Annotated in this window: 21 protein-coding genes; 15 read left to right on the top strand and 6 right to left on the bottom strand. The window is 71.7% G+C overall.

Going from position 1 to position 23,273, the window contains the following annotated elements; translation table 11 throughout:
* Positions 1–7: 7 nt before the first annotated feature.
* The 3 genes from BL253_RS21080 to BL253_RS21070 form a co-directional block, all read right to left on the bottom strand.
* Entirely contained in the window at positions 8–1,078 is a 1,071-nt protein-coding gene (locus BL253_RS21080) for a phosphotransferase family protein (protein ID WP_131831534.1), read from the bottom strand.
* Positions 1,075–2,322: an acyl-CoA dehydrogenase family protein gene (locus BL253_RS21075; protein ID WP_076818847.1), complete on the bottom strand. Its 1,248-nt coding sequence runs from the start codon at positions 2,320–2,322 to the stop codon at positions 1,075–1,077. The genes BL253_RS21080 and BL253_RS21075 overlap by 4 nt, the downstream gene beginning before the upstream one ends.
* A gap of 66 nt (positions 2,323–2,388) precedes the next feature.
* Entirely contained in the window at positions 2,389–3,186 is a 798-nt protein-coding gene (locus BL253_RS21070) for an SDR family oxidoreductase (protein ID WP_076818846.1), read from the bottom strand.
* Positions 3,187–3,356: 170 nt separating this feature from the next.
* Between BL253_RS21070 and BL253_RS21065 the strand changes: the two genes are divergently transcribed.
* Positions 3,357–4,172: an enoyl-CoA hydratase/isomerase family protein gene (locus tag BL253_RS21065; protein WP_076818845.1), complete on the top strand. Its 816-nt coding sequence runs from the start codon at positions 3,357–3,359 to the stop codon at positions 4,170–4,172.
* Positions 4,173–4,272: 100 nt separating this feature from the next.
* Here the strand turns inward: BL253_RS21065 and BL253_RS21060 are convergent, their stop codons facing one another.
* The 3 genes from BL253_RS21060 to BL253_RS21050 form a co-directional block, all read right to left on the bottom strand.
* Positions 4,273–5,733 carry an aldehyde dehydrogenase family protein gene (locus BL253_RS21060; protein WP_076818844.1) on the bottom strand — a complete coding sequence of 487 codons (1,461 nt, stop codon included), beginning with the start codon at positions 5,731–5,733 and terminating at the stop codon, positions 4,273–4,275.
* 80 nt (positions 5,734–5,813) lie between these two features.
* Positions 5,814–6,611, bottom strand: a complete 798-nt coding sequence (locus tag BL253_RS21055) for an SDR family NAD(P)-dependent oxidoreductase (protein ID WP_076818843.1) — start codon at positions 6,609–6,611, stop codon at positions 5,814–5,816.
* Positions 6,611–7,813 carry an amidohydrolase family protein gene (locus tag BL253_RS21050; RefSeq protein WP_081438513.1) on the bottom strand — a complete coding sequence of 401 codons (1,203 nt, stop codon included), beginning with the start codon at positions 7,811–7,813 and terminating at the stop codon, positions 6,611–6,613. Before BL253_RS21050 ends, BL253_RS21055 begins: the two co-directional genes overlap by 1 nt.
* A gap of 374 nt (positions 7,814–8,187) precedes the next feature.
* Here BL253_RS21050 and BL253_RS21045 point away from each other — a divergent pair, with 374 nt between their 5' ends.
* From BL253_RS21045 to BL253_RS20980, 14 genes are all read left to right on the top strand, one after another.
* The gene (locus tag BL253_RS21045; RefSeq protein WP_076818841.1) at positions 8,188–9,168 is read left to right on the top strand and encodes a TIGR03621 family F420-dependent LLM class oxidoreductase; all 981 of its coding nucleotides are present in this window, start codon (positions 8,188–8,190) and stop codon (positions 9,166–9,168) included.
* A 94-nt stretch (positions 9,169–9,262) separates the two neighbouring features.
* Positions 9,263–10,717, top strand: a complete 1,455-nt coding sequence (locus BL253_RS21040) for an aldehyde dehydrogenase family protein (protein WP_076818899.1) — start codon at positions 9,263–9,265, stop codon at positions 10,715–10,717.
* Positions 10,718–10,879: 162 nt separating this feature from the next.
* Positions 10,880–11,446 carry a VOC family protein gene (locus BL253_RS21035; RefSeq protein WP_081438511.1) on the top strand — a complete coding sequence of 189 codons (567 nt, stop codon included), beginning with the start codon at positions 10,880–10,882 and terminating at the stop codon, positions 11,444–11,446.
* 71 nt (positions 11,447–11,517) lie between these two features.
* A complete protein-coding gene (locus tag BL253_RS21030; RefSeq protein ID WP_076818840.1) occupies positions 11,518–11,880 on the top strand; it encodes a putative quinol monooxygenase in 363 nt (120 codons plus the stop codon).
* Between the two features lie 100 nt (positions 11,881–11,980).
* Positions 11,981–13,258 carry a cytochrome P450 gene (locus BL253_RS21025; RefSeq protein ID WP_076818839.1) on the top strand — a complete coding sequence of 426 codons (1,278 nt, stop codon included), beginning with the start codon at positions 11,981–11,983 and terminating at the stop codon, positions 13,256–13,258.
* Between the two features lie 147 nt (positions 13,259–13,405).
* Positions 13,406–13,597: a ferredoxin gene (locus BL253_RS21020; RefSeq protein ID WP_076818838.1), complete on the top strand. Its 192-nt coding sequence runs from the start codon at positions 13,406–13,408 to the stop codon at positions 13,595–13,597.
* Between the two features lie 90 nt (positions 13,598–13,687).
* Complete coding sequence (locus BL253_RS21015) at positions 13,688–14,797, top strand: NDMA-dependent alcohol dehydrogenase (protein WP_076818837.1); 1,110 nt, start codon at positions 13,688–13,690, stop codon at positions 14,795–14,797.
* 185 nt (positions 14,798–14,982) lie between these two features.
* Positions 14,983–15,735, top strand: coding sequence for an SDR family NAD(P)-dependent oxidoreductase (locus BL253_RS21010; RefSeq protein WP_076818836.1), 753 nt, complete (start codon positions 14,983–14,985; stop codon positions 15,733–15,735).
* A gap of 219 nt (positions 15,736–15,954) precedes the next feature.
* Positions 15,955–17,229, top strand: a complete 1,275-nt coding sequence (locus tag BL253_RS21005) for an acyl-CoA dehydrogenase family protein (protein WP_076818835.1) — start codon at positions 15,955–15,957, stop codon at positions 17,227–17,229.
* Positions 17,226–18,386 carry an acyl-CoA dehydrogenase family protein gene (locus tag BL253_RS21000; protein ID WP_081438510.1) on the top strand — a complete coding sequence of 387 codons (1,161 nt, stop codon included), beginning with the start codon at positions 17,226–17,228 and terminating at the stop codon, positions 18,384–18,386. Before BL253_RS21005 ends, BL253_RS21000 begins: the two co-directional genes overlap by 4 nt.
* A 268-nt stretch (positions 18,387–18,654) precedes the next feature.
* Positions 18,655–20,238 (top strand): AMP-binding protein, encoded by a 1,584-nt coding sequence (locus tag BL253_RS20995; RefSeq protein WP_198946338.1) that lies wholly within the window; start codon positions 18,655–18,657, stop codon positions 20,236–20,238.
* A gap of 107 nt (positions 20,239–20,345) precedes the next feature.
* On the top strand, positions 20,346–21,587 hold the full coding sequence (locus BL253_RS20990) for an amidohydrolase family protein (protein WP_076818834.1): 1,242 nt from the start codon (positions 20,346–20,348) through the stop codon (positions 21,585–21,587).
* Entirely contained in the window at positions 21,584–22,945 is a 1,362-nt protein-coding gene (locus tag BL253_RS20985) for an acyclic terpene utilization AtuA family protein (protein ID WP_076818833.1), read from the top strand. Before BL253_RS20990 ends, BL253_RS20985 begins: the two co-directional genes overlap by 4 nt.
* 28 nt (positions 22,946–22,973) lie before the next feature.
* Positions 22,974–23,273, top strand: coding sequence for an AtuA-related protein (locus tag BL253_RS20980; RefSeq protein WP_076818895.1), 300 nt, complete (start codon positions 22,974–22,976; stop codon positions 23,271–23,273).

Below are 23,273 nucleotides of genomic sequence, written 5' to 3'. Positions count from 1 at the left end.
GTCGCGGTCACGCGCGCAGCCCGGCGAAGGTGGCGGCGCGGGCGAGAAGCGCCGGTACCCGGCGCTCGAAGTTCCGGTGCCCCGGGTCGTCACTCGCACCCGCGCGGAACCGCGCCCAGCCGCCCTCCAGGATGCAGGCCAGCTTGAACAGCGCGAGCGCCTGGTAGAAAGCGATGTCGTCGACGGGCAGGCCGCTGGCGCGGGCGTAGCGCTCGACCAGCTCACGCCGGGTGAGGTTGCCGGGCAGCTGGCAGAACAGCGCGCGGGGGTCGCGGCCGCCCGCGTCCTCGCCCTGCTCGTACCACAGCCCGGTGAGCTGGCCGAGGTCGAGCAGCGGGTCGCCGACGGTCGACTGCTCCCAGTCGACGACGGCCGCCACCCGTCCCGGCCGGTCCGGGGCGAACATGACGTTCGACCAGGTGTAGTCACCGTGCAGCAGGCCGGTGACCGGGCGGGCTGGCTGGCGGGCGCGCAGCCAGCCGGAGAGCTCGTCCAGCCATGGCAGGTCCCTGGTCCGGTACCGGGCGAGCTGGCCGAGCCAGCGGTCGACCTGGCGGTCGAGGAATCCGTCCGGCCGGCCGAATCCGTCCAGCCCGGCTGGCCGCCAGTCGAACCGGGCGACCGCCGCGAGCGCGTCGACGAGGGCGCCCGCCATCTCCCGCTGGCCTGCCACGTCGCCGGTGAACGGCGCCGGCAGCGGCAGGGTCGGCGCGAAACCGGTGACGAACGAGAGCACCAGGAAGGGGGCGCCGACGACCTCCGGGTCCTCGCAGTGGACCAGCGCCTCGGGGTGGGGGACGCCGCTGCCGCGCAGCGCGCGCAGCACGCGGAACTCACGCGCCATGCTGTGCGCGCCTGGGGCGTTGGCGGTCCGCGGCGGCCGGCGCAGCAGCCAGACCTGCCCGGGCATCTCGAGCCTGAACATCTCGTTCGAGTGGCCGGTGCTGATCCGGGTGACGACGAGCTCCGGCCCGACCGGCAGATGCCCGCCGAGCCAGGCGAGCAGCGGTCGCCGGGGCAGCAGCGCCTCCGTCAGGCCGTCTGCCGGGGAGCCGGGCTGGGCGGCGGTCTGGCTCACCGCGTCGGGTCCGGCCGCGAGAGGGCCGCGGCGTGCCTGGTCGGGATGTGCTCCGTCGGCCACAGGCTGACGGTGGGGGAGTAGCCGCGCAGGACCTGGCGCGCGACCGTCACCCGGTGTACCTCGTCGGGCCCGTCGTAGACGCGGGCGGCCCGGGCCCATCGGTACATGTGCTCCAGCGGCAGGTCGGACGACACCCCGAGCGCCCCGTGGACCTGGATGGCGCGGTCGATGACGTCGTGCAGCACCTTCGCGCCGTGGTACTTGATCGCCGCGATGTCGGTCCGCGCGGCGGGGACGCCCTGGGTGTCGATGACCCACGCGGCGTGCAGCGTCATCAGGCGCAGGCCCTGCATCTCGGCGTAGGAGTCGGCGATCCAGTTCTGGACGGTCTGCTTGTCGGCGAGCGTGCCGTCGCGCATCCGCCGGCTCACCGCCCGCTCGCAGAGCATGTCGAAGGCGCGCCGGCACTGCCCCAGCCAGCGCATCACGTGGTGGATGCGCCCGGGGCCCAGCCGGCGTTGGGAGATGGCGAACGCGCCACCCCGCTCGCCCAGTACCGAGTCGGCCGGGACGCGCGCGCCCTCGAAGGCGATTTCGGCGTGCACGCCGTCGAGGCCCATCAGGGATGCCTCGCGCAGCACGGTCATGCCCGGCGTGCCTGCCGGTACGAGCAGCATCGTGAACTGCTGGTGGCGCCGGGCCTCCGGATCGGTCTTGGCGACGACCAGCACGAAGTCGGCGAACGCCGCGTTCGAGGCGAACCACTTGTGCCCGTCGATCACCCACTCGCCGCCGTCGAGCACGGCGCTCGTAGTGATCAGGGTCGGGTCGGAACCGGCGCCGGGCTCGGTCAGCGCGAACGACGAGAAGATCTCGCCGTCGAGCAGCGGCCGCAGGTACTTCTCCCGCTGCGCCTCGGTGCCGAACAGGGCGATGATCTCGGCGTTGCCGGAGTCGGGTGCCTGGTTGCCGAAGACGGGCGGCGCCAGCCGGCTGATCCCGATCACCTCGTGAAGCAGCGCCAGCTTCACCTGGCCGTATCCCTGGCCRCCCAGCTCCGGGCCGAGGTGGCAGGCCCACAGCCCGGCGTCCTTGACCTGCTGGCGCAGCGGGGCGGTGCGGGCGTGCAGGGTCTGCCGATCGAGGCTCAACGCCTCCAGGGGGAGGATCTCGGCGCGCACGAACTCGTCCGCCCAGGTGAGCTTCTCCTGGTACTCGGGTTCGGTGGCGAAGTTCCACATAGGTTGCTCCCGGTCGTGGTGAGGTGCCGTCCCGCTGACATGGCGTCACGGCGGCCGGACGACTGTTCAGGCGCCCGCTTCGGGAGCAGGCAGCGGGACCGCCGGCTTTGGCCGGCGGCGGTAGCGCTCGAAGTCGCAGATCAGGGCACCGCCGTCGACGTCGAGAACCTGGCCGGTGACCCAGCCGGCCTCGTCGCCGAGCAGGTAGACGGCGGCCGCGGCGATGTCCTCGGGGGTGCCGACGCGGCCCATCGGCGGCACCCGGACGTTGGGTCCGTTCCACAGCGCCTCGGCCATCTCGGTGGCGACGAGGCCTGGGGCGATCGCGTTCACCCGCACCGTCGGCGCGAGCTCCACGGCGAGGAAGCGGGTGAGGAAGTCCAGCCCGGCCTTGGTCATGGCATAGACGCCGTTGTCGCTGGTGTAGGCCTGGCCTCCGATGGAGGAGATGTTCAGAATCGAGCCGCCGTGGCGTCCCATGTGGGCCCGCCAGGCGGCCTGGCTCCACAGCAGCGGGCCGCGCAGGTTCACCTCGATCGTCTTGTCGAGCCGCGGGATGTCGACCTCGATGACCGGGCCGTGGTACGGGCTGGTCGCCGCGTTGTTGACCAGGATGTCGACCGAGCCGAACGCGCTCATCGTCGCGGCCATGCACGCCTCGGCGTCCTCGGGGCTGCCGGCGTGGCCGACCTGGAAGGCGACCTCGCCGCCGCCCAGCGCCCGCAGCCGCTCGGCCGTCCGCTCCAGCGGCTCGCGTTTCCGGGCAGTGATCATCACGGCTGTTCCCTGGCGGACGAGACGCTCGGCGATCGCGGCTCCGATGCCCTTGGATCCGCCGGTGACTATGGCTGCCTTCGTGCCCATCGCTTCTCCCACGCGCTCGGACCGGGTGCCGCGTACATGCGCCGGCAAGATCTCGCTTATGCATGACCATAGTCAATATAGTGAAACTATATCAAGATGTCATGTGGTGCGGACTGTATCGACGCGCCGACCGAATCTCGCTACCGTATCCTGGATCCAAGGAGGCAAAGTTGACTGAACCCGAGTTCGAGAAGATCGTCGTCTCCCAGGACGACAAGGGCGTCGCGTTGCTGGAGCTGAACCAGCCCGACCGGCTCAACCCCATCGACCCGCTCTCCACCGAGAGCGAGATCAGCGCGGCGCTGACCGCGTTCGACCGGGACCCCGAGGTGCGGGTGGTGGTCATCACCGGTCGTGGCCGCGCCTTCAGCGCCGGCGCCGACCTGCGCAACAAGCCCAAGCCGCGGACCGAGTATGACGCGAACGCCACGATGCCCCAGCGGCTCGCGTACGACTACTCGTACGGCCTGATGTGGAAGACGCTGATGGCGTTCAAGAAGCCGCTGATCGCCGCGGTCAACGGGTACGCGCTCGGCGGGGGCTGGGAGCTCGCGCACATGTGCGACCTGATCATCGCAGGCGAGAACGCGGTCTTCGGCGCCATCGAGGTCGAGCTGGGTGTCAACCCGTTCGCGACGACGACGAACTACCTGCCGAAGATGATCGGCAAGCACCTGGCGATGGAGCTGGCCCTGACCGGCAAGAAGATCGACGCGCAGGAGGCGCTCGCGCGCGGGCTCGTCAACCGGGTCGTGCCGGTCGAGTCGTGCCTCAAGGAGGCGCTGGCGCTGGCCGCGGACATCGCCGCCCGTCCGCCGCTGACGATGGCGCTCACCAAGCGCCTGGTCAACCGCGCCATGGACGTCGACGAGGACTACGAGCTCGAGCGGGCGTACGCGTACCTGCTGCGCAGCACCGAGGACACCAAGGCGGCCTGGGCCGCGGCGGCCGCGCGCCAGCCGACGCCGAGGTACCAGGGCCGGTAGCGGCCGCACCCAGCGCGCGCCGTGGCCCGTCGGGACCGGCGCCAGGGCCCGCGGCCCGTCCTCTCACCGAGGACGGGCCGCGGGCCTGCGTGCGTGTGGGCTAGGCCCCGGGGGTGGCGGGCGTGCTGATGATCCTGGTCTCCAGGTAGGCCTCCAGCCCGGGCACGCCGTACTCGTCGGAGACACCGCTCTGGCGGATCCCGCCGCGCGGCGTGTCGACGCTGTAGTAGGTGGCCCCGTTGACGTCGACCAGCGCGGTGCGCAGCCGGCGGGCGATCCGTACCGCCCGGTCCTGGTCGGCGGAGGCGACCGCGCCGGCCAGCCCGAAGACGGAGTTGTTCGCGATCGCGACCGCCTCGTCGTCGGTGTCGTAGGGGATCACCGCGAGGACCGGGCCGAAGACCTCCTCCTGGGCGAGCGACGCGTCGGGGTCCACGTCGGCGATCACCGTCGGCTCGACGAAGTAGCCGTGGTCGCCGATGGCGTGCCCGCCGGCCACCAGCCGCCCGCCCTCGGCGAGCCCGCGCTCGACGCGGGCGAGCACGCTCGCCCGCTGCGCGGCGCTGATCAGTGGCCCCATGTGGGTGCGCTCGTCGCGCGGGTCGCCCCAGGGGATCTGGAGCGCGGTGGCGGCGGCGATCTCAAGTCCCTCCTCGTAGCGGGACCGGGGGAGCAGCAGACGGGTCAGGTTGCTGCATCCCTGCCCGGAGTGCCGGGACACCCGCACGACGTTGGCCCGCACGGTCGCCTCGATGTCGGCGTCGTCGAGCACGACGTTGGCGGACTTGCCGCCGAGCTCGAGTACGAGGTTCTTCACCGTCGGCGCCGCCGCCGCCATGATCGCCCGCCCGACGGCGGTCGAGCCGGTGAAGGCGACAAGGTCGACCCGCGGGTCCGAGGTTATTGTCCTGCCGACCTCGTCGCCGGCCGAGGTGAGGATGTTCAGCACGCCCGGCGGCAGGTCGGTCTCGGTCGCCAGCGCCGCGACCAGGTTCGCCGTCCACGGCGTGAGCGGCGACGGCTTGAGCACCACGGTGTTGCCAGCGGCGAGCGCCGGTCCGAGCTTCAGCATGATCTGCTGGAACGGGTAGTTGTAGGCGACGATGGCGGCCACGACGCCGACCGCCTCGCGCAGCACCGTCCGGTTGTTCGTCCCGCCGGGGCTGGTGACCGGCGGCATGCTGGTCTCGAACGGGTAGTTCTCGGCCAGGCCGGCCCAGTACTCGATCTCGTCGATGGTCGCGTCCAGCTGGAGCTGGCGCGTCATGAAGACCGGGCAGCCGACCTCGTCGAGCAGAACCTCCCGGAGCCGTTCGGCGTTCGCTCGGAACACCGTCTGGAGCTGGCGGAGGCAGTGCGCGCGGAACGCGTGGTCGCGCGACCAGTCGGTGGCGTCGAACGCGCGGCGCGCGGCGGCGAGGGCCGCGTCCGTGTCGTCGGGGCCGGCGTCCGGCGCGCTGCCGAGCACGGCCTCCGTGTAGGGGTTGATGTTGTCGTAGGTCCGGCCGGTAGCCGCCGGCACCAGCTTTCCGTCCACGAGCAGGCGGGGCTCGACGTCCACCTGTGCTGCCTTTCTCGCTCGATGGGCGCGCCTGCGCACGCCGAGGCGTTCTCGGCGTGCGCAGGCGCCGTGTTGCCAGGTCAGGAGGACGTGGGCATCGGCATGAACAGACCGGCGGTCGCCCCGCCGTCGACCACGATCACCTGCCCGTTGACGAACGGCGCGGCGTCCGAGCAGAGCCACGCCACGGCGGCCGCGGTGTCGGACGGCTCGCAGAGCCGGCCGAGCGGCACCCGGCTGACGGCCCGGGCGCGGAAGTCCGGATTGGCGAGCATCCCGGCGATGCGCTCGGTCGGCGTCATGGAGGGCGCGACGGCGTTGCAGCGGACGTTGCGCGGGCCGAACTCCATCGCGAGCACGCGGATGATGGTCTCCATCGCCGCCTTGCTGGAGGCGTAGGGCGCGATGGCCGGCGCCGGCGTGTGGGTGGAGATGGAGGACGTGCAGACGACCGAGCCGCCGCCGCGCTCCGCCATCGCGGGCGCGATCGTGCGGATCAGCGACACCGGCGTGAACACGTTGAGGGTGTAGTGCAGATCCCACACCTCGTCCGGGGTGGCGGAGAACGGGATCGGCTTCTGGTCGGGCGCGGCGTTGTTGACGAGGATGTCGAGGTCCGTGTTGGCCGCGGCGAGGTCCGCGACCGCCGACCGGTCGGCGAGGTCGACGAAGACGGCCGACGCCGTGCCACCGGCCTCCTTCACCTGACGCACGACGCGTTCCATGCCCTCGGCGTCGTTCGAGGCGATCCGGACCTCCGCGCCGATCGAGGCGAGCGTCGTGACGATCTCGGCGCCGATGCCGCGGCTCCCGCCCGTCACGAGCGCGCGGCGCCCGGCCAGCGTGTCCGGCTGGAAGACCGTCCCCGGGGTGGCCATCAGGCGGCGACCTTCGCGGGCAGCGGGTGGCGGAACAACGCGGCCGCGTTCTCGTGGGTGATCTTGCGGACGACGTCGTCGGGCAGCCCGGTGACGATGCGCTCGACGTAGGCCTGCGAGTCGGGCCAGGTGCCGTCCGCGTGCGGGTAGTCGACCTCGATCGTGATGTGGTCGACGCCGATGTCGTCGAGGTACGGCATCGCCGACGGGTCCTCGAGGACGCAGTAGTAGAAGTTGCGGCGCAGCACGTCGATCGGCCGGATGGTCGTGTCCTTCCAGCCGTCGAGGAAGGCCACGCCGGAGTGGGTGTCGCACCAGCGCAGCCGGTCCAGCAGCTGTGGTACCCACCCGATGCCGCCCTCGGCGAGCGCGATCTTGATGTCGGGGTAGCGGCTGGGGATTCCGGACCACAGCCAGTCGACGGCGCAGACGAGCGAGTAGGCGGGGAACAGCGACACGGCGGCGTTCGCCGGCGCCTCCGGGTCCGTCAGGATCCGGCCGGCCGAGCCGGTGTGCAGCGCGATCACGGTCCCGGTCTCGGCGCAGGCCCGCATGATCGGGTCCCAGTGGTCGGAGTGCAGGCTCGGGTACCCCAGGTGGCGTGGGCTCTCCGGGAAGCTCAGGGCCTTGAAGCCGCGTTCGGCGTTGCGCCGGATGTCGGCCGCCGCGACCCGTGGGTCACGCAGCCAGGCGATCTGCAGCGGGATGATGCGGTCCGGGTAGGGCGCGGCCCACTCGTCGATGTGCCAGTCGTTCCAGGCGCGGACCAGTGCCAGGCCCAGGTCGGGGTCCTTCAGCTCGGCGAACCGGGCGCCGCCGAACCCGGCGATCTGCGACGGGAAGCAGAGCGAGGCGTAGACGCCGTTGATGTCCATGTCCCGGATGCGGGCGTGGATGTCATAGCAGCCGAGCCGGAAGTCGGTGAAGTTCTGCGGCTCGTAGTTCCACTCCTCCGGAGGGYGGCCCGCGACGGCGTTGAGGCCGACGTTCGGCAGGACCATGTCCTCGATCAGCCAGCTCTGGATGCCGTCACGCTCGATGAGCCGGGGAGCCCTGTCCGCCAGCGCGGCGGGGATCCGGCCGTCGAAAATGTCCGGTGGCTCGACGAGGTGGTCATCGGTCGAGATCAGCAGGTTCCTGACCTCGCGCGGCTCCGGATCCGGCAGGAACGTCGCGACGCGTTTCACCTCTGTCGTGGTCATGGGTCCTCCTCGCCCGCAACGCATGMTCGATACTGGATCCAGGATACCTCTGTTGAGTGACGTGGGCGATGGTCGGAAGAGTCGACGGGTGGGGCGATGTCCCGACCTGTGACGCCTGCCACGGTACTCTCCAGCATCGTGGATACGGGGTCCCGCCTTGCGGGCAGGCCTTCGTGCGGCACGCCCGATGCGCGGTGTCAGCGGGACTCGCCGTGGTCGCTGGCTGTGTGGCGGTGGCGGGGGGTGCGCCGGCTGGTGTCCGAGGGTCGATCGGTCCGTTGACGGGCGGCGCGGGGCGCTTCTAGGATCCTGAATCCAACATCCAAAAATGCTGTGGTGTCCGCCGGACGCCGGACGCCGGACGGGAGAACCGCATGGCCAAGCCGTTCCGGTTCGGTGTGATGTCGMGCGGCGGCGCCTCCGCCAAGGACATCCGCGAACGCGCGCGTGCCGCGGAGGACCTCGGCTACTACAGCCTCCTGTACAACGACCACTATCTCGGGCCCGGCCCGGCCATGACCGCGGCGAACCACCCCGTCCAGACCGTGGCGGCGATCCCCGCGGCGACGCTGGCGATCGTGTCGACGTCGTCGCTCGTGGTCGGCTTCCGGGTGCTGTGCGTCGACTACCACAACCCCGTGGTGCTCGCCAAGGAGCTCGCCACGATCGACCTGTTCGGCGAGGGCAGGCTGGAGGTCGGCCTGGGCGCCGKCTGGATCACCGCCGAGTACGAGGCGATGGGCATCCCGCTCGACCGCCCCGGTGTCCGCATCCGCCGGATGGCGGAGGTCATCGAGGTGCTGCGGGCATGCTTCGGCCCGGGCCAGGTCGACGTCCGCGGTGAGCACGGGGTGCACGCCAGCGGCTTCGAGGGGGTGCCCACGCCCGCGCGCCAGCCGGAGATCGCGGTGGGCGGGGGAGGGCGCGTCGTCCTGCAAACCGCGGCCCGCGCCGCCGACGTCGTCGCGATCAACCTCAACAACGCCACGGGCAAGCTCGGCTCCGAGGGCGTGCGCTCGGCCACCGCCGAGGCGACCGCGGAGAAGATCGGCTGGGTGCGCGAGGCCGCGGGGGAGCGGTTCGATCAGTTGACGCTGGAGGTTGGCGCCTTCTTCACGATCATCACCGACGACCCCGAGGGGGCGGTGGCGAACCTGGGGGCCGCCAGTCGCGGCATGTTCGACCTGTCGCCCCGGGACACCCTTGACCACCCGCACGTGCTGATCGGCTCGGTGGACGAGATCTGCGACCGGCTGGTCGAGCGGCGCGAGCGCTACGGCTTCTCCTACATCACGGTCCGTGAGGACAACCTGGAGGCGTTCGCCCCGGTCGTGGCGCGGCTGGCGGGCCGGTAGCCAGGCCCCGGCTTCCGGGCCCGGACGGGTAGGCGCGGCGCGTCCGTCGAACTAGAGTAAGAATCCAGGATCCAATCTGCTTGAGTGGATGGCCATGATCACAGCTGAAGATGTCTACCTTGACGGGCGTTGGGTCCGTCCCGACGACGCCGAATGGACCGATCTGGAGGACCCGGCCCGCGAGGAGGTGTTCGCCCGTGTGGCGCTCGCCGGCCCGGCCACGATGGACGCGGCCGTCACGGCCGCCCGCCGCGCGTTCGACGACGGCGCCTGGACCTCCCTCACCCACGCCGAACGCCTCTCCTATCTGAAGGCTATGGCGCAGTTCCTGACCGAGAACGCGGCCACCTACGGGGACCTGGTCGTCCAGGAGGTCGGCCTGCCCGTCGGCTTGTCGGTCGGCGGCGTCGCTTCGGTCGCCTACCACGTGGCCTACTGGGAGCAGGCGTACGAGGGTTACCCGTGGGCCGAGGAGCGCGTCGGCGTGTCCGGCGTGCACACCCGCATCACCCGGGAGCCGATCGGCGTCGTGGCCGGGATCGTGCCGTGGAACGCACCGGTCAGCCTCTCGGCCAGCAAGATCGTCCCGGCACTGCTCGCCGGGTGCACCATGGTCCTCAAGCCGTCGCCGCTCAACGCGCTGAGCTTGCGCTGCTTCGCCGACGCCGCCGAGCACGCCGGCCTGCCGCGTGGCGTTCTCAACGTGGTTCCGGCCGGCATCGCGGCGTCCGACGCGCTGGTCCGGCACCCGGGCGTCGACAAGGTCGCCTTCACCGGCAGCGACCACACCGGCAAGATCATCGCTGGCGCCGCGGCGGAGACGCTCAAGCGCGTCACCCTCGAGCTCGGCGGCAAGTCGGCCGGAATCGTCCTCGCGGACGCGCCGCTCGACCGGCTGGTGGAGACGGTGCCTCCCGGGTTCACCCTCAACAACGGCGAGGCCTGCGCCGCGATGACCCTGATGCTGGTCCCCCGCGACCGGCAGGAGGAAATCGTCGCGGCCGTGGCGGACGCGGTCGGCAAGCTGGTGGTCGGAGATCCCCGCGACCCGGGCACCGACATCGGCCCGCTGGCCTTCCGCGCGCACTACACCCGGGTGCAGAAGATCCTGGAGACCGCGCAGGCCGGCGGCGCCCGGGTGGTGGCGGGTGGCGGCCGGCCGGACGGCCTGGATCGGGGCTTCTACCTGGCACCGACGATCGTCTGCGACGTGGAGCCGGACGCCGAGATCGCGCAGCAGGAGATCTTCGCCCCGGTGCTGACGGTCCTGCCCTACGACTCCGTCGACGACGCCGTGCGGATCGCCAACGGGACGGCCTACGGCCTGTCCGGCGCGGTGTTCGGCGCCGACGACGCCGAGGTCGCGGCGGTCGCCGGCCGCATCCGCGCCGGATCGGTGCATCTGAACAACGCGCTCACCGTCGACATCGGCGTGCCGTTCGGCGGTTTCAAAGCGTCCGGCTACGGCCGGGAGTTCGGGCCCGAGGGGATGAACGCCTATGTCGAGCAGAAGGCGACGTTCCTGGACGGCCAGCCGTTCGGGAGTTAGTGATGATCCGCCGGGTGAGCCACGGGCCGTCACGGCCGTGACCGGCTGCGCTGTTCCACCACGAGGTCCCCGCCGACATCGCCAGTGGTGCGCGGGACTTCCGGACCACGCTCGCGGCCGGCTGACGGCCGTGCGCCCAAGCGACCACCACAGGAGGCGTCCGTGACTTCGCAGGCCAACCCCTTCCCGGCGCTGGGGATCCCTGGCGCCGGGAAGGGGGTCGACCAGATCTGCTTCGTCGTCCCCGACATCGAGGCGTCCATGCGGTACTGGGCGTCGGTGCTCGGCGTCGGCCCGTTCTTCCACCTGCGCCGGTCGGCGACGCGGAACCTCTTCTTCAAGGGGGAGCGCACCGCTGTCGTCAGCTCCACGGCACTGGCCCAGGCCGGCGGCGTCCAGGTCGAGTTCATCCAGCTGCTCAACGACGTCCCCTCGGCCTACCGGGACGTCCTGCCGCACGGCCTCGGCTCGCTGCACCACGTGGGCCGGTTCGTCGAGGACTACCAGGACACGAAGCGGCGGCTGATGGACGGCGGCCTGGAGCTCGTCCAGGAGGGCGACGCCGGCCCCACGATCAACTTCTGCTACCTGGGCCGCACCGGTGGCTCCGAGCCACTGCTCGAGCTCATCGAGATCCCAGGGCTGCGCTCGTTCTTCGACCTGATCAGCGCCGCGGCGCGTGACTGGGACGGCGTCGAGGCGATCCGCGAGGTCACCCCGAACCTCTGAGTTCTGAGTGTTCCGGCGTTGGCGATGACCCCGTGCCGGCGTCTGGCTCCCGAGAAGGAAGGAAGGTGCGCATGCCCGGATCCGACGGCGCGGCCGCCGGCCCGGTCGCGATCGTGGCGACCCTGACGGTGCTGCCCGGCACAGAGGACGAGGCGGCGGACATCCTGCGGCAGCTGGTGGCGGGCGCGGGCACGGAACCCGGGGCGCTGGCGTACACCGTGGTGCGGCTGGCGGCCGAGTCCCGACAGTTCCTCGTCTACGAGCAGTACGTCGACGAGCCGGCGCGGCTGGCGCATCGGGAGACCGAGGCGTTCCGGGCCTGGCAGCCGAAGCTGGCGGCGCTGCTGGACGGTCGGCCGCACGCGAGCCACGGCGAGGTGCTCGCCTCGACCGGCGACGCGCGTGCGGCGTCCGTCGCGCCGGAGTCCGCGTGAACGCTCCGCACGCCCTCGCCGAAGTACCTGGTGTCTGGGAGACCCGGCGCGCCAGCACCCGGGGCGATCGTGTTAGCCAGAACCAAGGCAGGGATCTCGCATGACGGATCGCCGAACGATTGACTTAGACCACCACAGCCAGGAGTACGCGGACTCCTATCATCAGGTCGCGGACGAGCTGCGCGGCAGCGGCTGCCCGGTCGCCTGGAGCGAGCACCACGGCGGGTTCTGGGTGACGCCGGGCCACGCCGACGTCGCCCGGGTCGCCCGGGACGACGACTACTTCACCCAGGATCACGAGCGCAGGGAGGACGGCGGCGGCCTCGGCCAGGGAGTGCAGCGCCCGCCCGGCCCGGTGCGCACCCTGCCGATCGAGTCGCACAGCCCGTTCACCCAGTTCATCCGCCAGCTGTGCGGGCCCGCGTTCTCGCCCGCCGGTGCGAAGCAGTTCGAGCCGCGGTTTCTCGAGATGGTCACCGAGTGCCTCGACGCGGTCATCGAGACCGGGCGGGTCGACTTCTCCGAGGACCTCGCCGCGATCACCACGGTGCGCGCCACGATGGAGCTCATCGGGCTGCCGGCCGACCGGCTCCCGCTCTACGCGAAGGTCTCGCACGAGTCCTCCTATCTCGCTCCCGGGCAGCCCGGCTTCGACGAGGCGATGGCGGGGATCGGTGAGATCCAGTCGGACGTGATCGGCCTGGTCAGCGAGCGAAAGAAGAACCCGGGCGAAGGCGGCCTGATCGACCGGCTGCTGGTGGGCGACGTCAGGGGACGCCAGCTCAGCGAGGACGAGGTCGTCGGCGTCCTCATGTCGCTCATCCTCGGCGGCGGCGACACCACGGCGACGCTGACCCTGCAGACGCTGCGCTGGCTGCACCACAACCCGGAGCACCGCGCGCGGCTGCTCACCGACGACGCCTACTTCGCCACGGCCACCGAGGAGTTCCTGCGGGTCTTCACGCCCAATGTGCAGATCTTCCGGGTGGCCACGCAGGACACCGAGCTGTCCGGGCAGCCCGTGCGGCGTGGCGAGTCCGTGATGATGTGGTGGGCCGCCGCGAACCGCGACCCCGCGGTCTTCGCCGACCCCTATGAGGTCCGGCTGGACCGCCGCGAGGCGAACCGGCACCTGTCCTTCGGGAACGGCACCCATCGCTGCCTCGGCCAGCACATCGCCCGGATGGAGTTCCGGACAATGGTGCGCGAGGTGCTGCGCCGCATGCCGGACTATCAGATCGACGAGTCCGCGGTGGACCGCTACCACACGGTCAAGACGATCGACGGCCTCATGCACCTGCCGGCCGTGTTCACGCCCGGGTCACGGGAGGGCGGGCGGCCGGCCGCGGCGGCCGCGGCGGCCGCGGCCGTGGCCTAGTCGGACGCCCCCGAGCCGGGGGCTCGCCGCCCGCCTCCGCGCGTTCCGCCTTCCTCATGCCCCGTGTGTGTTCCCCCGGCCCTGCGCCCGGTCCTGTCCCTGGGCGGCCCGTAACCGCGACGAGTTCTGCCTTCTGGAGCTGTTGATATGCCCCACGTCTCTGTGGACCTGGACGTCTGCGAGGACCACGCCCAGTGCGTGTTCGCGGCGCCGACCGTCTTCCGGATGAACGACGACGACCGGCTCGAGTACGACGCCGAGTACGACGAGGACCTGCGGTTCGACGTCCAGGCCGCGGCCGACTCGTGCCCGGTGCAGGCCATCAAGCTCCTGGACTGACCGGCCCCGGTGCGTCGACCGGATCTCCAATACCGACCACACCGCGCCCCGACGACGACGGCGGTGGCGCGGCCCGAAGGGATACTCATCATGAAGACGCGATCGGCTGTGTGCTGGGGGCCAGGAAAGCCCTGGGAAATCACCGAGCTCGAGATCGCCGAGCCGGTGGGCGAAGAGGTCCTCGTCAAGCTCGAGTACGCGGGCCTGTGCCACAGCGACGACCACAACATCACCGGTGACTTCCCGGTACCGCCCCCGGTCGTCGGCGGTCACGAGGGCGCCGGTGAGGTCGTCGCGGTTGGCCCCAGGGTTGACAGGGTGTCCGTGGGCGACGCCGTCCTGCTCGTCGCCACCCCGACCTGCGGGAAGTGCCGCTGGTGCGCGGACGGCCGCGGCTACATATGCGAGGCCAACGCCGATGTCATGGCCGGGGTACGCGGGGACGGGACCTACGCGTTCAGCACCCCTGACGGCCGGGGCGTCGGCGCCTACGCCCAGCTCGGCACCTTCTCCGAGTACACGCTCGTCAAGCAGCACCGTGTCGTCCCCTACGAGCGGGACATCCCCGCCAAGGTCGCCGCGATCACCAGCTGCGCCGTGGTCACCGGCTACGGCTCCGCCGTGCGGGTCGCCGCCGTGCGCGAGGGCGACACGGTCGTGGTCGTCGGTGCCGGCGGGGTCGGCATCAACGCGGTCCAGGGCGCGCGGATCGCCGGCGCGGCGAAAATCGTGGCGGTCGACCCGGTCGCGTTCAAGCGGGAGCAGGCGCTCAAGCTGGGCGCCACCCACGTCGCCGCCTCCGTCGAGGAGGCGGGGCCGCTGCTGGCCGGGCTGACCCGCAACGCCATGGCCGACTCGGCCATCATCACCGTCGGGGTCATGACCGGTGAGCTCATCGGCCAGGTCGCCGAGCTCGTCGGCAAGGGCGGTGCGGTGGTGCCAACGGCGGTCGCGCGGTACGACGACACCACCATCACGCTGYCGATCTCGCAGTTCTTCCTGTCGGCGAAGCGGCTGCTGGGCTGCGTCTTCGGGCAGACGCGCCCGCTCGCCGACGTGGATCGGATCTTCAGCCAGTACCGGGCGGGTCAGCTGCACCTTGACGAGATCATCACCAGGGAATACACGCTGGACCAGATCAACGAGGGCTACGCCGACATGCACGCCGGCGTGAACCTGCGCGGAGTCATCCGGTTCTGACCCGATCGGCGGGGCGGGCCCAGCAGCCCGGCACGCCGGCGCTGGCGGCTGTGCCGCGCTCCGACCACGACAGGCGCCCCGCTCGGAACGGCGGGGCGCCTGTCGCGTTGTCGGCTCGGTCACGAGCCCGACGGCTTGCGCTGCACCGTGCTTACATCCAGGATACTTGATGAAGGAGAATCGCGATGCGGCATGACGGTAAGGTGGTTCTCGTGACCGGGGCCAGCTCCGGGATGGGTGCGGCGATGTGCGAGCGGTTCGTCGCCGAGGGGGCGAGCGTCGTCGCGGTCGACCTGGGCGGCGCCGAGGACGTCACCCACAGCCTGTCCGGCGCGGCGTTAGCCGTGACCGCCGACGTCACCAGAGGTGAGGACGTCCGGCGCGCGGTCACGGCGGCGCTGGACGAGTTCGGCGCCCTCGACGTGGTCTGCAACAACGCGGGCATCACCCTGGCGCCGACGCCGCTCGCGGAGATCTCCGAGGACGACTACGACCGCGTGCAGGCGGTCAACGCCCGGGGCGTGTTCCTCGGGATGAAGTACGGCATCGCGGCGATCATCCGGACCCGCGGGCGTGGGTCCGTGGTGAACACCGCGTCGACCTCCAGCCTGCTCGCGCTGCCGGGCCGGGCCGCGTACGCCGGCTCGAAGGGCGCGGTCGCCATGCTGACCAGGTCGGCCGCGGTGGACTACGCGGCCGCCGGGGTGCGGGTGAACGCGATCTGCCCGGGCCCGACCCGGACCGGGATCTTCGGTAGTGCCATCCGCAACATCCCCGACGTCGAGGCCCGGATGCGGGCGACGGTCCCGCTGGGGCGGATCGCCGAGCCGGCGGAGATCGCCGCCGTCGCCTCCTTCCTGGCCAGCGACGAGGCCTCGTTCGTCACCGGCGCGGTCCTGCCGGTGGACGGTGGCATGTCGAGCGTGCATCCCCACTGACGGGCTGGCCCCGCCGTGGTCCTGACCCGCGGACCCGCCGGATAGGCAGCCGAAAAGCTGAATCCCGGATACACTCGTCGAGACAAGGGAGACGGGCGCCGGGCGCGGGTCGGGGACGGCTGCCAGGACGCGGAGCCGGTCATACCCGCAGGGTCGGAGGCGCTGAGGGTTGGCCCACCGCCGAGCGGATGGTGACCACGGCGCGGAGGAGYGAAGTAGATGGAAGCGGAGGACCTGGGCGCCTTCCGCCGGCKCGCGCGGGCCTGGCTCGCCGGGAACGCGCGGCTCCGGTCGAGCGGCACGGGTGTCGCCGAGGAGTACGACGAGGTGTCGGTGGTAGCGGCCCGCGGGTTCCAGCGCAGGCTGCACGGCGAGGGCTTCAGTGGCCTGACCTGGCCGGTGGACGTCGGTGGGCAGGGCCTCGACGCGCGCTACGAGGTCGTGTTCCAGCAGGAGTGCGCCGACTACGAGCTTCCGAACGCGCTGTTCAACGTCGGCATCGGCATGTGCGGGCCGACGATCCTGGCGCATGGCACGCCGGCCCAGCGTGAGCGGTGGGCACAGGCGATCCTGTGCGGCGATCAGGTCTGGTGCCAGCTGTTCTCCGAGCCGGACGCGGGCTCGGACCTGGCGGCCGTGCGCACGCGCGCGGACCGGGTGGACGGCGGCTGGGTGCTGCGCGGGCAGAAGATCTGGACCTCGCACGGCCGTTTCTCCGACCTGGGCCTCGCGCTGGTGCGCTGCCACCCGGACCGGCCCAAGCACAAGGGCCTGATGGTCGCCGTGGTCGACATGCGGGCGGCGGGGGTGCAGATCCGGCCGCTGAAGCAGATGACGGGGTTGTCCAAGTTCGACCAGGTCTACCTCGACGACGTCTTCGTGCCCGATGACCAGGTGCTCGGCGAGCCCGGCGACGGCTGGCGGGTGGCACGCACCACCCTGTCGAACGAGCGGGTCGCCGTCGGCGGCAACACGGCCCTGCGCGGGGGCACCGTCGAGCTGGTGATCGCGGAGGCGAACGCGTCGGGCATGATCGACGACCCGGTGGTGCGCCAGCGCCTCGCCGACGCCTGGTCCTGCGAGGCGGTGATCATGCTCATGCGGGAGCGGGTCCGCCGCGCGGTGCTGGACGGGCGTGCGCCGGGCCCGGAGGGTGCCCTGGCGAAGCTCGCGTCGTCGCGGTTCGTCCGGCAGGTCTCCGCGCTCGGGCTGTCCGCGGGCGGGCTTGACGCCCTGGCCTGGGACGATGGTGACGAGGCCGGCGGGCAGTGGGCCGCGAGGGTCTGCGCGGCGCCGGGCCTCGCGGTGGGCGGTGGGACCGACGAGATCGTGGCGACGATCCTCGCCGAGCGGATGCTCGGCCTGCCCCGGGAGCCGAAGCCCGCAAACCCGCCGTCCCGGTGGAATGGCTCCTCGGCGGCCGCGGCGCGGGCCGAGGCGACAGACGGGCAGGTCCCGCGGCCTGCCGTGGCGAACGAGGCGGTGGCGGGATGACGGCGCTCGACGTGGAACCGGCGGGGGGCCGGCTGTCCGTCCGCGACTTCGTCAGCGGTGGGTCGGCGCTCACCGCCGAGCACCTGGCGCTGCGGCAGGCCGTGCGGGACTTCCTCGCCGACCGGCTGCCGACCGAGGATCTGGTGACCAGGACCGAGTCCGGCGCGGCCTTCGACCGGGCGTTGTGGGCGGACCTGGCCGGCCAGCTGGGCGCGCACGGCATCACCGTGGCGGAGGAGCACGGCGGCTCCGGCTTCGGCTGGGTCGAGCAGGCACTGGTGTTCCACGAGCTGGGGCGGGTGCTCTACGCCGGTCCGTACCTGGCCGCCGTCGGTCTCGCGATCCCACTGCTGGCGGCCTGTGACGACCAGGAGGCGCGCGAGCGCTGGCTGCCCGGGCTCGCCGCCGGGGAGCTGATCGCGACCGTCGCCCTCGACACCCCGATGCGGGACCCGCTGCGCGTACGGCGAGAGGGAGGTGCCGCCCGCCTGACCGGGCGGCTGTCGCACGTGATGTTCGCCGCCCAGGCCGACGTGCTGTTCGTGCCGGTGACCGGCGAGGACGGCGCCGTCTCGCTGTTCGCCGTGCCGGCCGGGGCGGGGGTCTCCGCCCGGCCGCTGGCGTCGCTCGACATGACGCGGGAGTTCGCCACGGTCGACCTCGAGGACGCCGCCGCCGTGCCGGTGGGCGCGCCTGGCGAGGGGGACACCGTGCTGGACCTGGTCCGCGACCGCGCCGTGCTGGCGCTGTCGGCGGAGCAGGTCGGCGGCACCGAGGCCGTGCTGGAGATGGCCGTGGACTACGCCAAGGTGCGCGAGCAGTTCGACCGGCCGATCGGCTCCTTCCAGGCGATCAAGCACACCTGCTCGCGCATGATGCTGGAGCTGGAATCCGCTCGGGCGCTGACCGAGCACGCGGCATGGATCGCCGACGAGCGCCCCTCGATGCTCCCCGCCGCGGTGGCGGCGTGCGGGGCGCTGTGCTCGGAGGCGTATGCCCAGGCCGCGTACGACGCGCTGCACATCCACGGCGGCCTCGGCTTCACGTGGGAACACCGCGCGCACCTGTACTACCGCCGCGCCAAGTCGGACGAGCTGCTGTTCGGCAGCCCCGGTACGCACCGGGCCCGGCTCGCGCGGTGGATCTGTGACTCCTAGTCACGAGACGGCGGACGGGTGAGGCTTTGGCCGGTTGCGTTCGCGAAAGATCAAACGTATCCTGGATCCAGCCTTGCGGTTAGCTGCACTGCTGGCATCCATGGGCGACAGGTGAGCGGAAACGGCCTGGCGGCCCTGGCCGGTGCGGCTGGTCGCCGCCGGCCGCGGCCGGGGACGACCTGTCCGCCCGGCTGGACGCCCCCGGACCGGAACGAGGAGAACTGACCATGGCTGGTGCGACGTCCGAACCGTCGGCGGGGGGCGCCCGGTGAGCACGGCGACGAACGCCGTGCGGGCGCCGGCCGCGTTGTCCTTCTGGCAGYGCGCGGCCGGTCTCGGCACGAAGCCGGCGGTGATCGACCCCGACGGGACGGTGACGACGTTCGCCGCGCTCGGCGAGGCAAGCAACCGGGTCGCCAACGGCCTGCGGGCATTCGGCCTGGGAGACGCGGACCCGGTGGCGATCGTGCTGCCGAACTCGCGCGTCGTCTACGAGGTCTTCAGCGCGGTGCTGCAGTCGGGTCTCTACTTCACGCCCGTCAACTGGCATCTGACCGCGTCCGAGATCGCCTACGTTCTGGCGGACAGTGGCGCGACGGTCGTCGTCGCCGCGGCCGAGTTCGCGGACACCGTGCGTGCCGCGGCCGAGGAGGCGGGCATTCCGCCGGAGCGCCGGCTGCTGGTGGGCGGGGAGGCCGAGGGTTTCGCGTCCTACGAGTCGTTCAAGGCGGCGTCCTCGCCGTCGGCGCCGTCTGACCGTCGCCCCGGCCAGCGGCTCTACTACACCTCCGGCACGACCGGCCGGCCGAAGGCCGTCCTCAAGCCGCGCCCGGCCGGCGACGCGGACACGGCGGCGGCGCGGTTCTCCGCGAACCTGTTCGGGCACTCGGGCATGGGCACGTACCCGGATGGCGTTCACCTGGTCACCGGGCCGACCTACCACCCGTCGCCGCTCGGGTTCGGCATGGCGGCGCTGCACTTCGGCCAGACCGTCGTGCTCATGAACAAGTGGACCCCCGAAGGCACGCTGGCGGCGATCGAGCGATACGGCGTCACCGACGCGCACTTCGTCCCCACGATGTTCCAGCGCCTGCTACGCCTGGGGGAGGAGCAACGGCGCCAGGCCTCGGTGACGACACTGCGCAACGTCGTGCACGCCGCCGCGCCCTGCCCGCCCGACCTCAAGCGGGCGATGATGGACTGGTGGGGCCCGATCATCTGGGAGTACTACTCCTCCTCCGAGGTCGGCGGCACGATGGTCAGCCCGACCGAGTGGCTGGCGCGGCCGGGCACCGTCGGACGGGCCTACCCTGGCGCCCAGCTGCGGATCCTCGACGACGACGGCAACGAACAGCCCACCGGCGAGCCCGGCCTGGTCTACTTCAAGGTCAACGTCCCGTTCGAGTACAAGGACGACCCGGACAAGACCGCGAGCAGCCGCAGAGGAGACTGGGCGACCGTCGGCGACATCGGTTACGTCGATGCCGACGGCTACCTCTTCCTCTGTGACCGCAAGGCCGAGACGATCATCTCGGGCGGGGTGAACATCTACCCGGCCGAGATCGAGGCCGCGCTGATCACGCATCCGGCCGTGGTCGATGTCGCCGTCGTCGGCGCTCCAGACCCGGAATGGGGCGAGCAGGTCAGGGCCGTCGTCCAGCTCGCGGACGGCGCGGCGGCGAGCGACGCGCTGGCAGCGGAGCTGATCGACTTCGCGAGGGAGCGGGTCGCCCGGTTCAAGGTCCCGCGCGGCGTCGACTTCGTCGACGCGCTGCCGCGCGGGGACAACGGCAAGCTCATGCGGCGGAAGGTACGCGAGGCGTACTGGGCAGACGGCGCCAGGAAGATCTGACCCCAGTCCTCAAGGTCGCCTTGGCGGCGGACAGACACAGTCGAAGGGAGCCCGGCGAGGCGGGGCGCGGGGGGCCGCGTCTGCGGACCGGGCACGGGAGGTGCGTCATGCTCAGGGACTCGGTTCAACTCGTCTCGGTCGACGACCACGTCATCGAGCCGCCCACCATCTGGACCGACCGGCTACCGGCCAAGTACCGGGAGGCCGGCCCGCACATCGTCGAGGGCGAGGGCGGCGTCCTGGACTGGCAGTACGAGGACCGGCGGTACCCGCTGTCGATGCAGGGCAGCGTGCACACCCGGCGCTTCCACGGCCGTTCCTCGACCGCCGGGGCGGCCAGCTCGGACGCCGGGAGCGGCGCCGCGACCGGCACCCTGGCCGAGAAGCTGGCCGCGCAGGGCAGCGAGATCGTCGCCCGGCACTACGACGACATGATCCCCGGCTGCTACGACCCGAAGGCCCGCGTCGCCGACATGGACCGCGACGGCATCCAGGCGGCGACGGTCTTCGCGACCTTCCCGCGTTACTGCGGCCAGACCTTCAACGAGGCCAAGGACCGCGAGCTGGGCCTGCTGTGCGTCCAGGCCTACAACGACTGGATGATCGACGAGTGGTGCGGCGCCGCTCCCGAGCGGTTCATCCCGATGGTCCTGGTGCCGCTGTGGGACCCCGAGCTGGCCGCGGCCGAGGTCCGCCGGATGGCCGCGCGCGGCGCGAAGGCGGTCTCGTTCAGCGAGAACCCGTCGGCGCTGGGCCTACCGTCGTTCTGGACGAACTACTGGGACCCGTTCCTCGACGCCGCCGAGGAGACCGGCCTGCCGCTGTGCACCCACATCGGCTCGTCGTCGAAGATGGTCGTGCCCAGCCCCGAGTCCGCGCCCACCGTGCCGATCACCCTGTGCGGGCTGAACTCGATGAGCGCGAGCACCGACCTGATCTTCTCCGGCGCCCTCACCCGCCACCCCGACCTGAAGATCGCGCTGTCGGAGGGTGGCAGCGGCTGGGTGCCCTACCTCGTCGACCGGATGGACTACACCTGGGAGCGCACCCGGCTCGACGTCGACCGTTCGATCCCGCCGTCGGAGCTGTTCCGTCGCCACTTCTGGACCTGCTTCATCAGCGACCCGGTCGCCGTCCGGCTGCGCGACCTGATCGGCGTCGACCGGCTGATGTGGGAGTGCGACTACCCGCACAACGACTCCAACTGGCCGAACGCCCGGGAGGGCCTGGCCAAGGAGCTCGCGGACGTCGCCGACGATGACGCCGCCCGGATCGCGGAGATCAACGCGCGGGAGCTGTTCGACTTCTGGCCCGCCGGTCGCCGCGAGGAACTCGGGCTCGCCCAGTGATCCGGATCGGCTGCGGGAGCGCGTACGAGCGCGACCGCCTCGACTGGCCGGCGCGGCTGGCGAACTCGGGCGTCGTCGACCACATGGGCTTCGACTGTCTGGCGGAGCGCTCGATGGCGCTCAACCAGCTGCGCAAGCTCGAGGACGCCTCGGCCGGCTTCCTGCAGCGCCTCGACCGGCCGGTGCCCGGCTTCGACGCCCGCCTCCCGAAGATCGTCAGCTCGTTCGCCGGCTTCGTCGCCGGTGGCGGCACGCTGATCGGCAACTACGGCGCGGCCAACCCCGAGGCCGCCGGTGGCGTGGTCGTCGACGGGCTGCGGGCCGCGGGAGTGACGGGCGTCAAGGTCGCGGTGATCACCGGTGACGACGTGCTGGCCGCCGCGAACGACCGCGACCTGTACCTCCCCGAGCACGACTGCACGATCTCCCAGATCAAGGAACGCGTCGTGTCCGCCAACGCGTACATCGGTGCCGAACCCGTGGTCGAGGCCCTCGAACGCGGCTCGACGTTCGTGATCGGCGGCCGGCTGGYGGACCCGTCGCCCTACGTCGGGGCGATCTGCTTCCGCAACGGCTGGGCGCTCGACGACTGGCAGAAGCTCGGCGTCGCGACGATGGCGGGACACCTGCTCGAGTGCGGCCCGCACGTCTCCGGCGGCAACTTCACCGACCCGCCGTTCAACCCGGTCGCCGACATGCTCGAGATCGGCTTCCCGTGGGCGGAGGTCGAGGGCGACCGCGTGGTCCTGAGCAAGACCCCGGGCACCGGGGGACTGGTCAGCACCAAGACCGTGCGGGTCCAGATCGGCTACGAGGTCCACGACCCCACCTCGTACCTGACCCCGGACGTGACGGCCGACTTCAGCCACGCGTCCGTGCGCCAGCTCGGCCCCGACCAGGTCGAGGTCACCGGGATGACCGGCCGGGCCCGTCCAGAGCGGCTCAAGGTGCTCGTCGGTCTCGACCTCGGCTGGAAGGTGACCGCCGAGATCTCCTACGGCGGTCCCAGCTGCGTCGAGCGGGCCCGGTACGCCGCCGACCTGGTGCGTGCCCGCGTCGAGCGTGCCGTCGGCAGCGAGATCATCGAGTGGCACACCGACCTCGTAGGCATGACCTCGCTGTTCGGCACCGCCATCGAGCGCGGCTACCCGGCCGAGGTGCGGATGCGCGTCGCGGCGCGTACCGAGTCCAGGGCTGCCGCGCAGACCATCTTCGACGAGGCCGACTACCTGCCGATCTCGGGGCCCGCCGGTGGCGGCGGCCGTGGCGCCATGACCATCGGGCGCGCGATCGGCGTCACCCCGGCCTTCCTGGACCGGGCCGACGTCCCGCTGCACGTGGAGATCCTCGAGACATGAAGCCGCGTGACCATGAAGCGAGGTGACCATGAAGCTGCGTGACATCGCCTATGCCCGTCAGGGCGACAAGACCGACGTGGCCAACATCTGCGTCTTCCCACACGACGAGGCCGACTGGCCGGCCCTTCGGGAGCGGCTCACCGCCGAGGTCGTCGCGACGAAGTTCGCCCCACTGATCCACGGGACGGTGACCCGTTACGAGTTCCCGGTGCTRCACGGCCTGAACTTCGTGATGACCGCGGCACTGGCCGGCGGTATGTCCCGGTCACTGCGGGTCGACGGCACCGGCAAGAGCTACGCGTCGCTGATGCTCGACATCGACCTCTGA

The organism is Pseudofrankia asymbiotica (genome assembly GCF_001983105.1).
In the GTDB taxonomy this organism is placed as follows: domain Bacteria; phylum Actinomycetota; class Actinomycetes; order Frankiales; family Frankiaceae; genus Pseudofrankia; species Pseudofrankia asymbiotica.
This window is presented reverse-complemented; position numbering and strand designations above follow the sequence as displayed.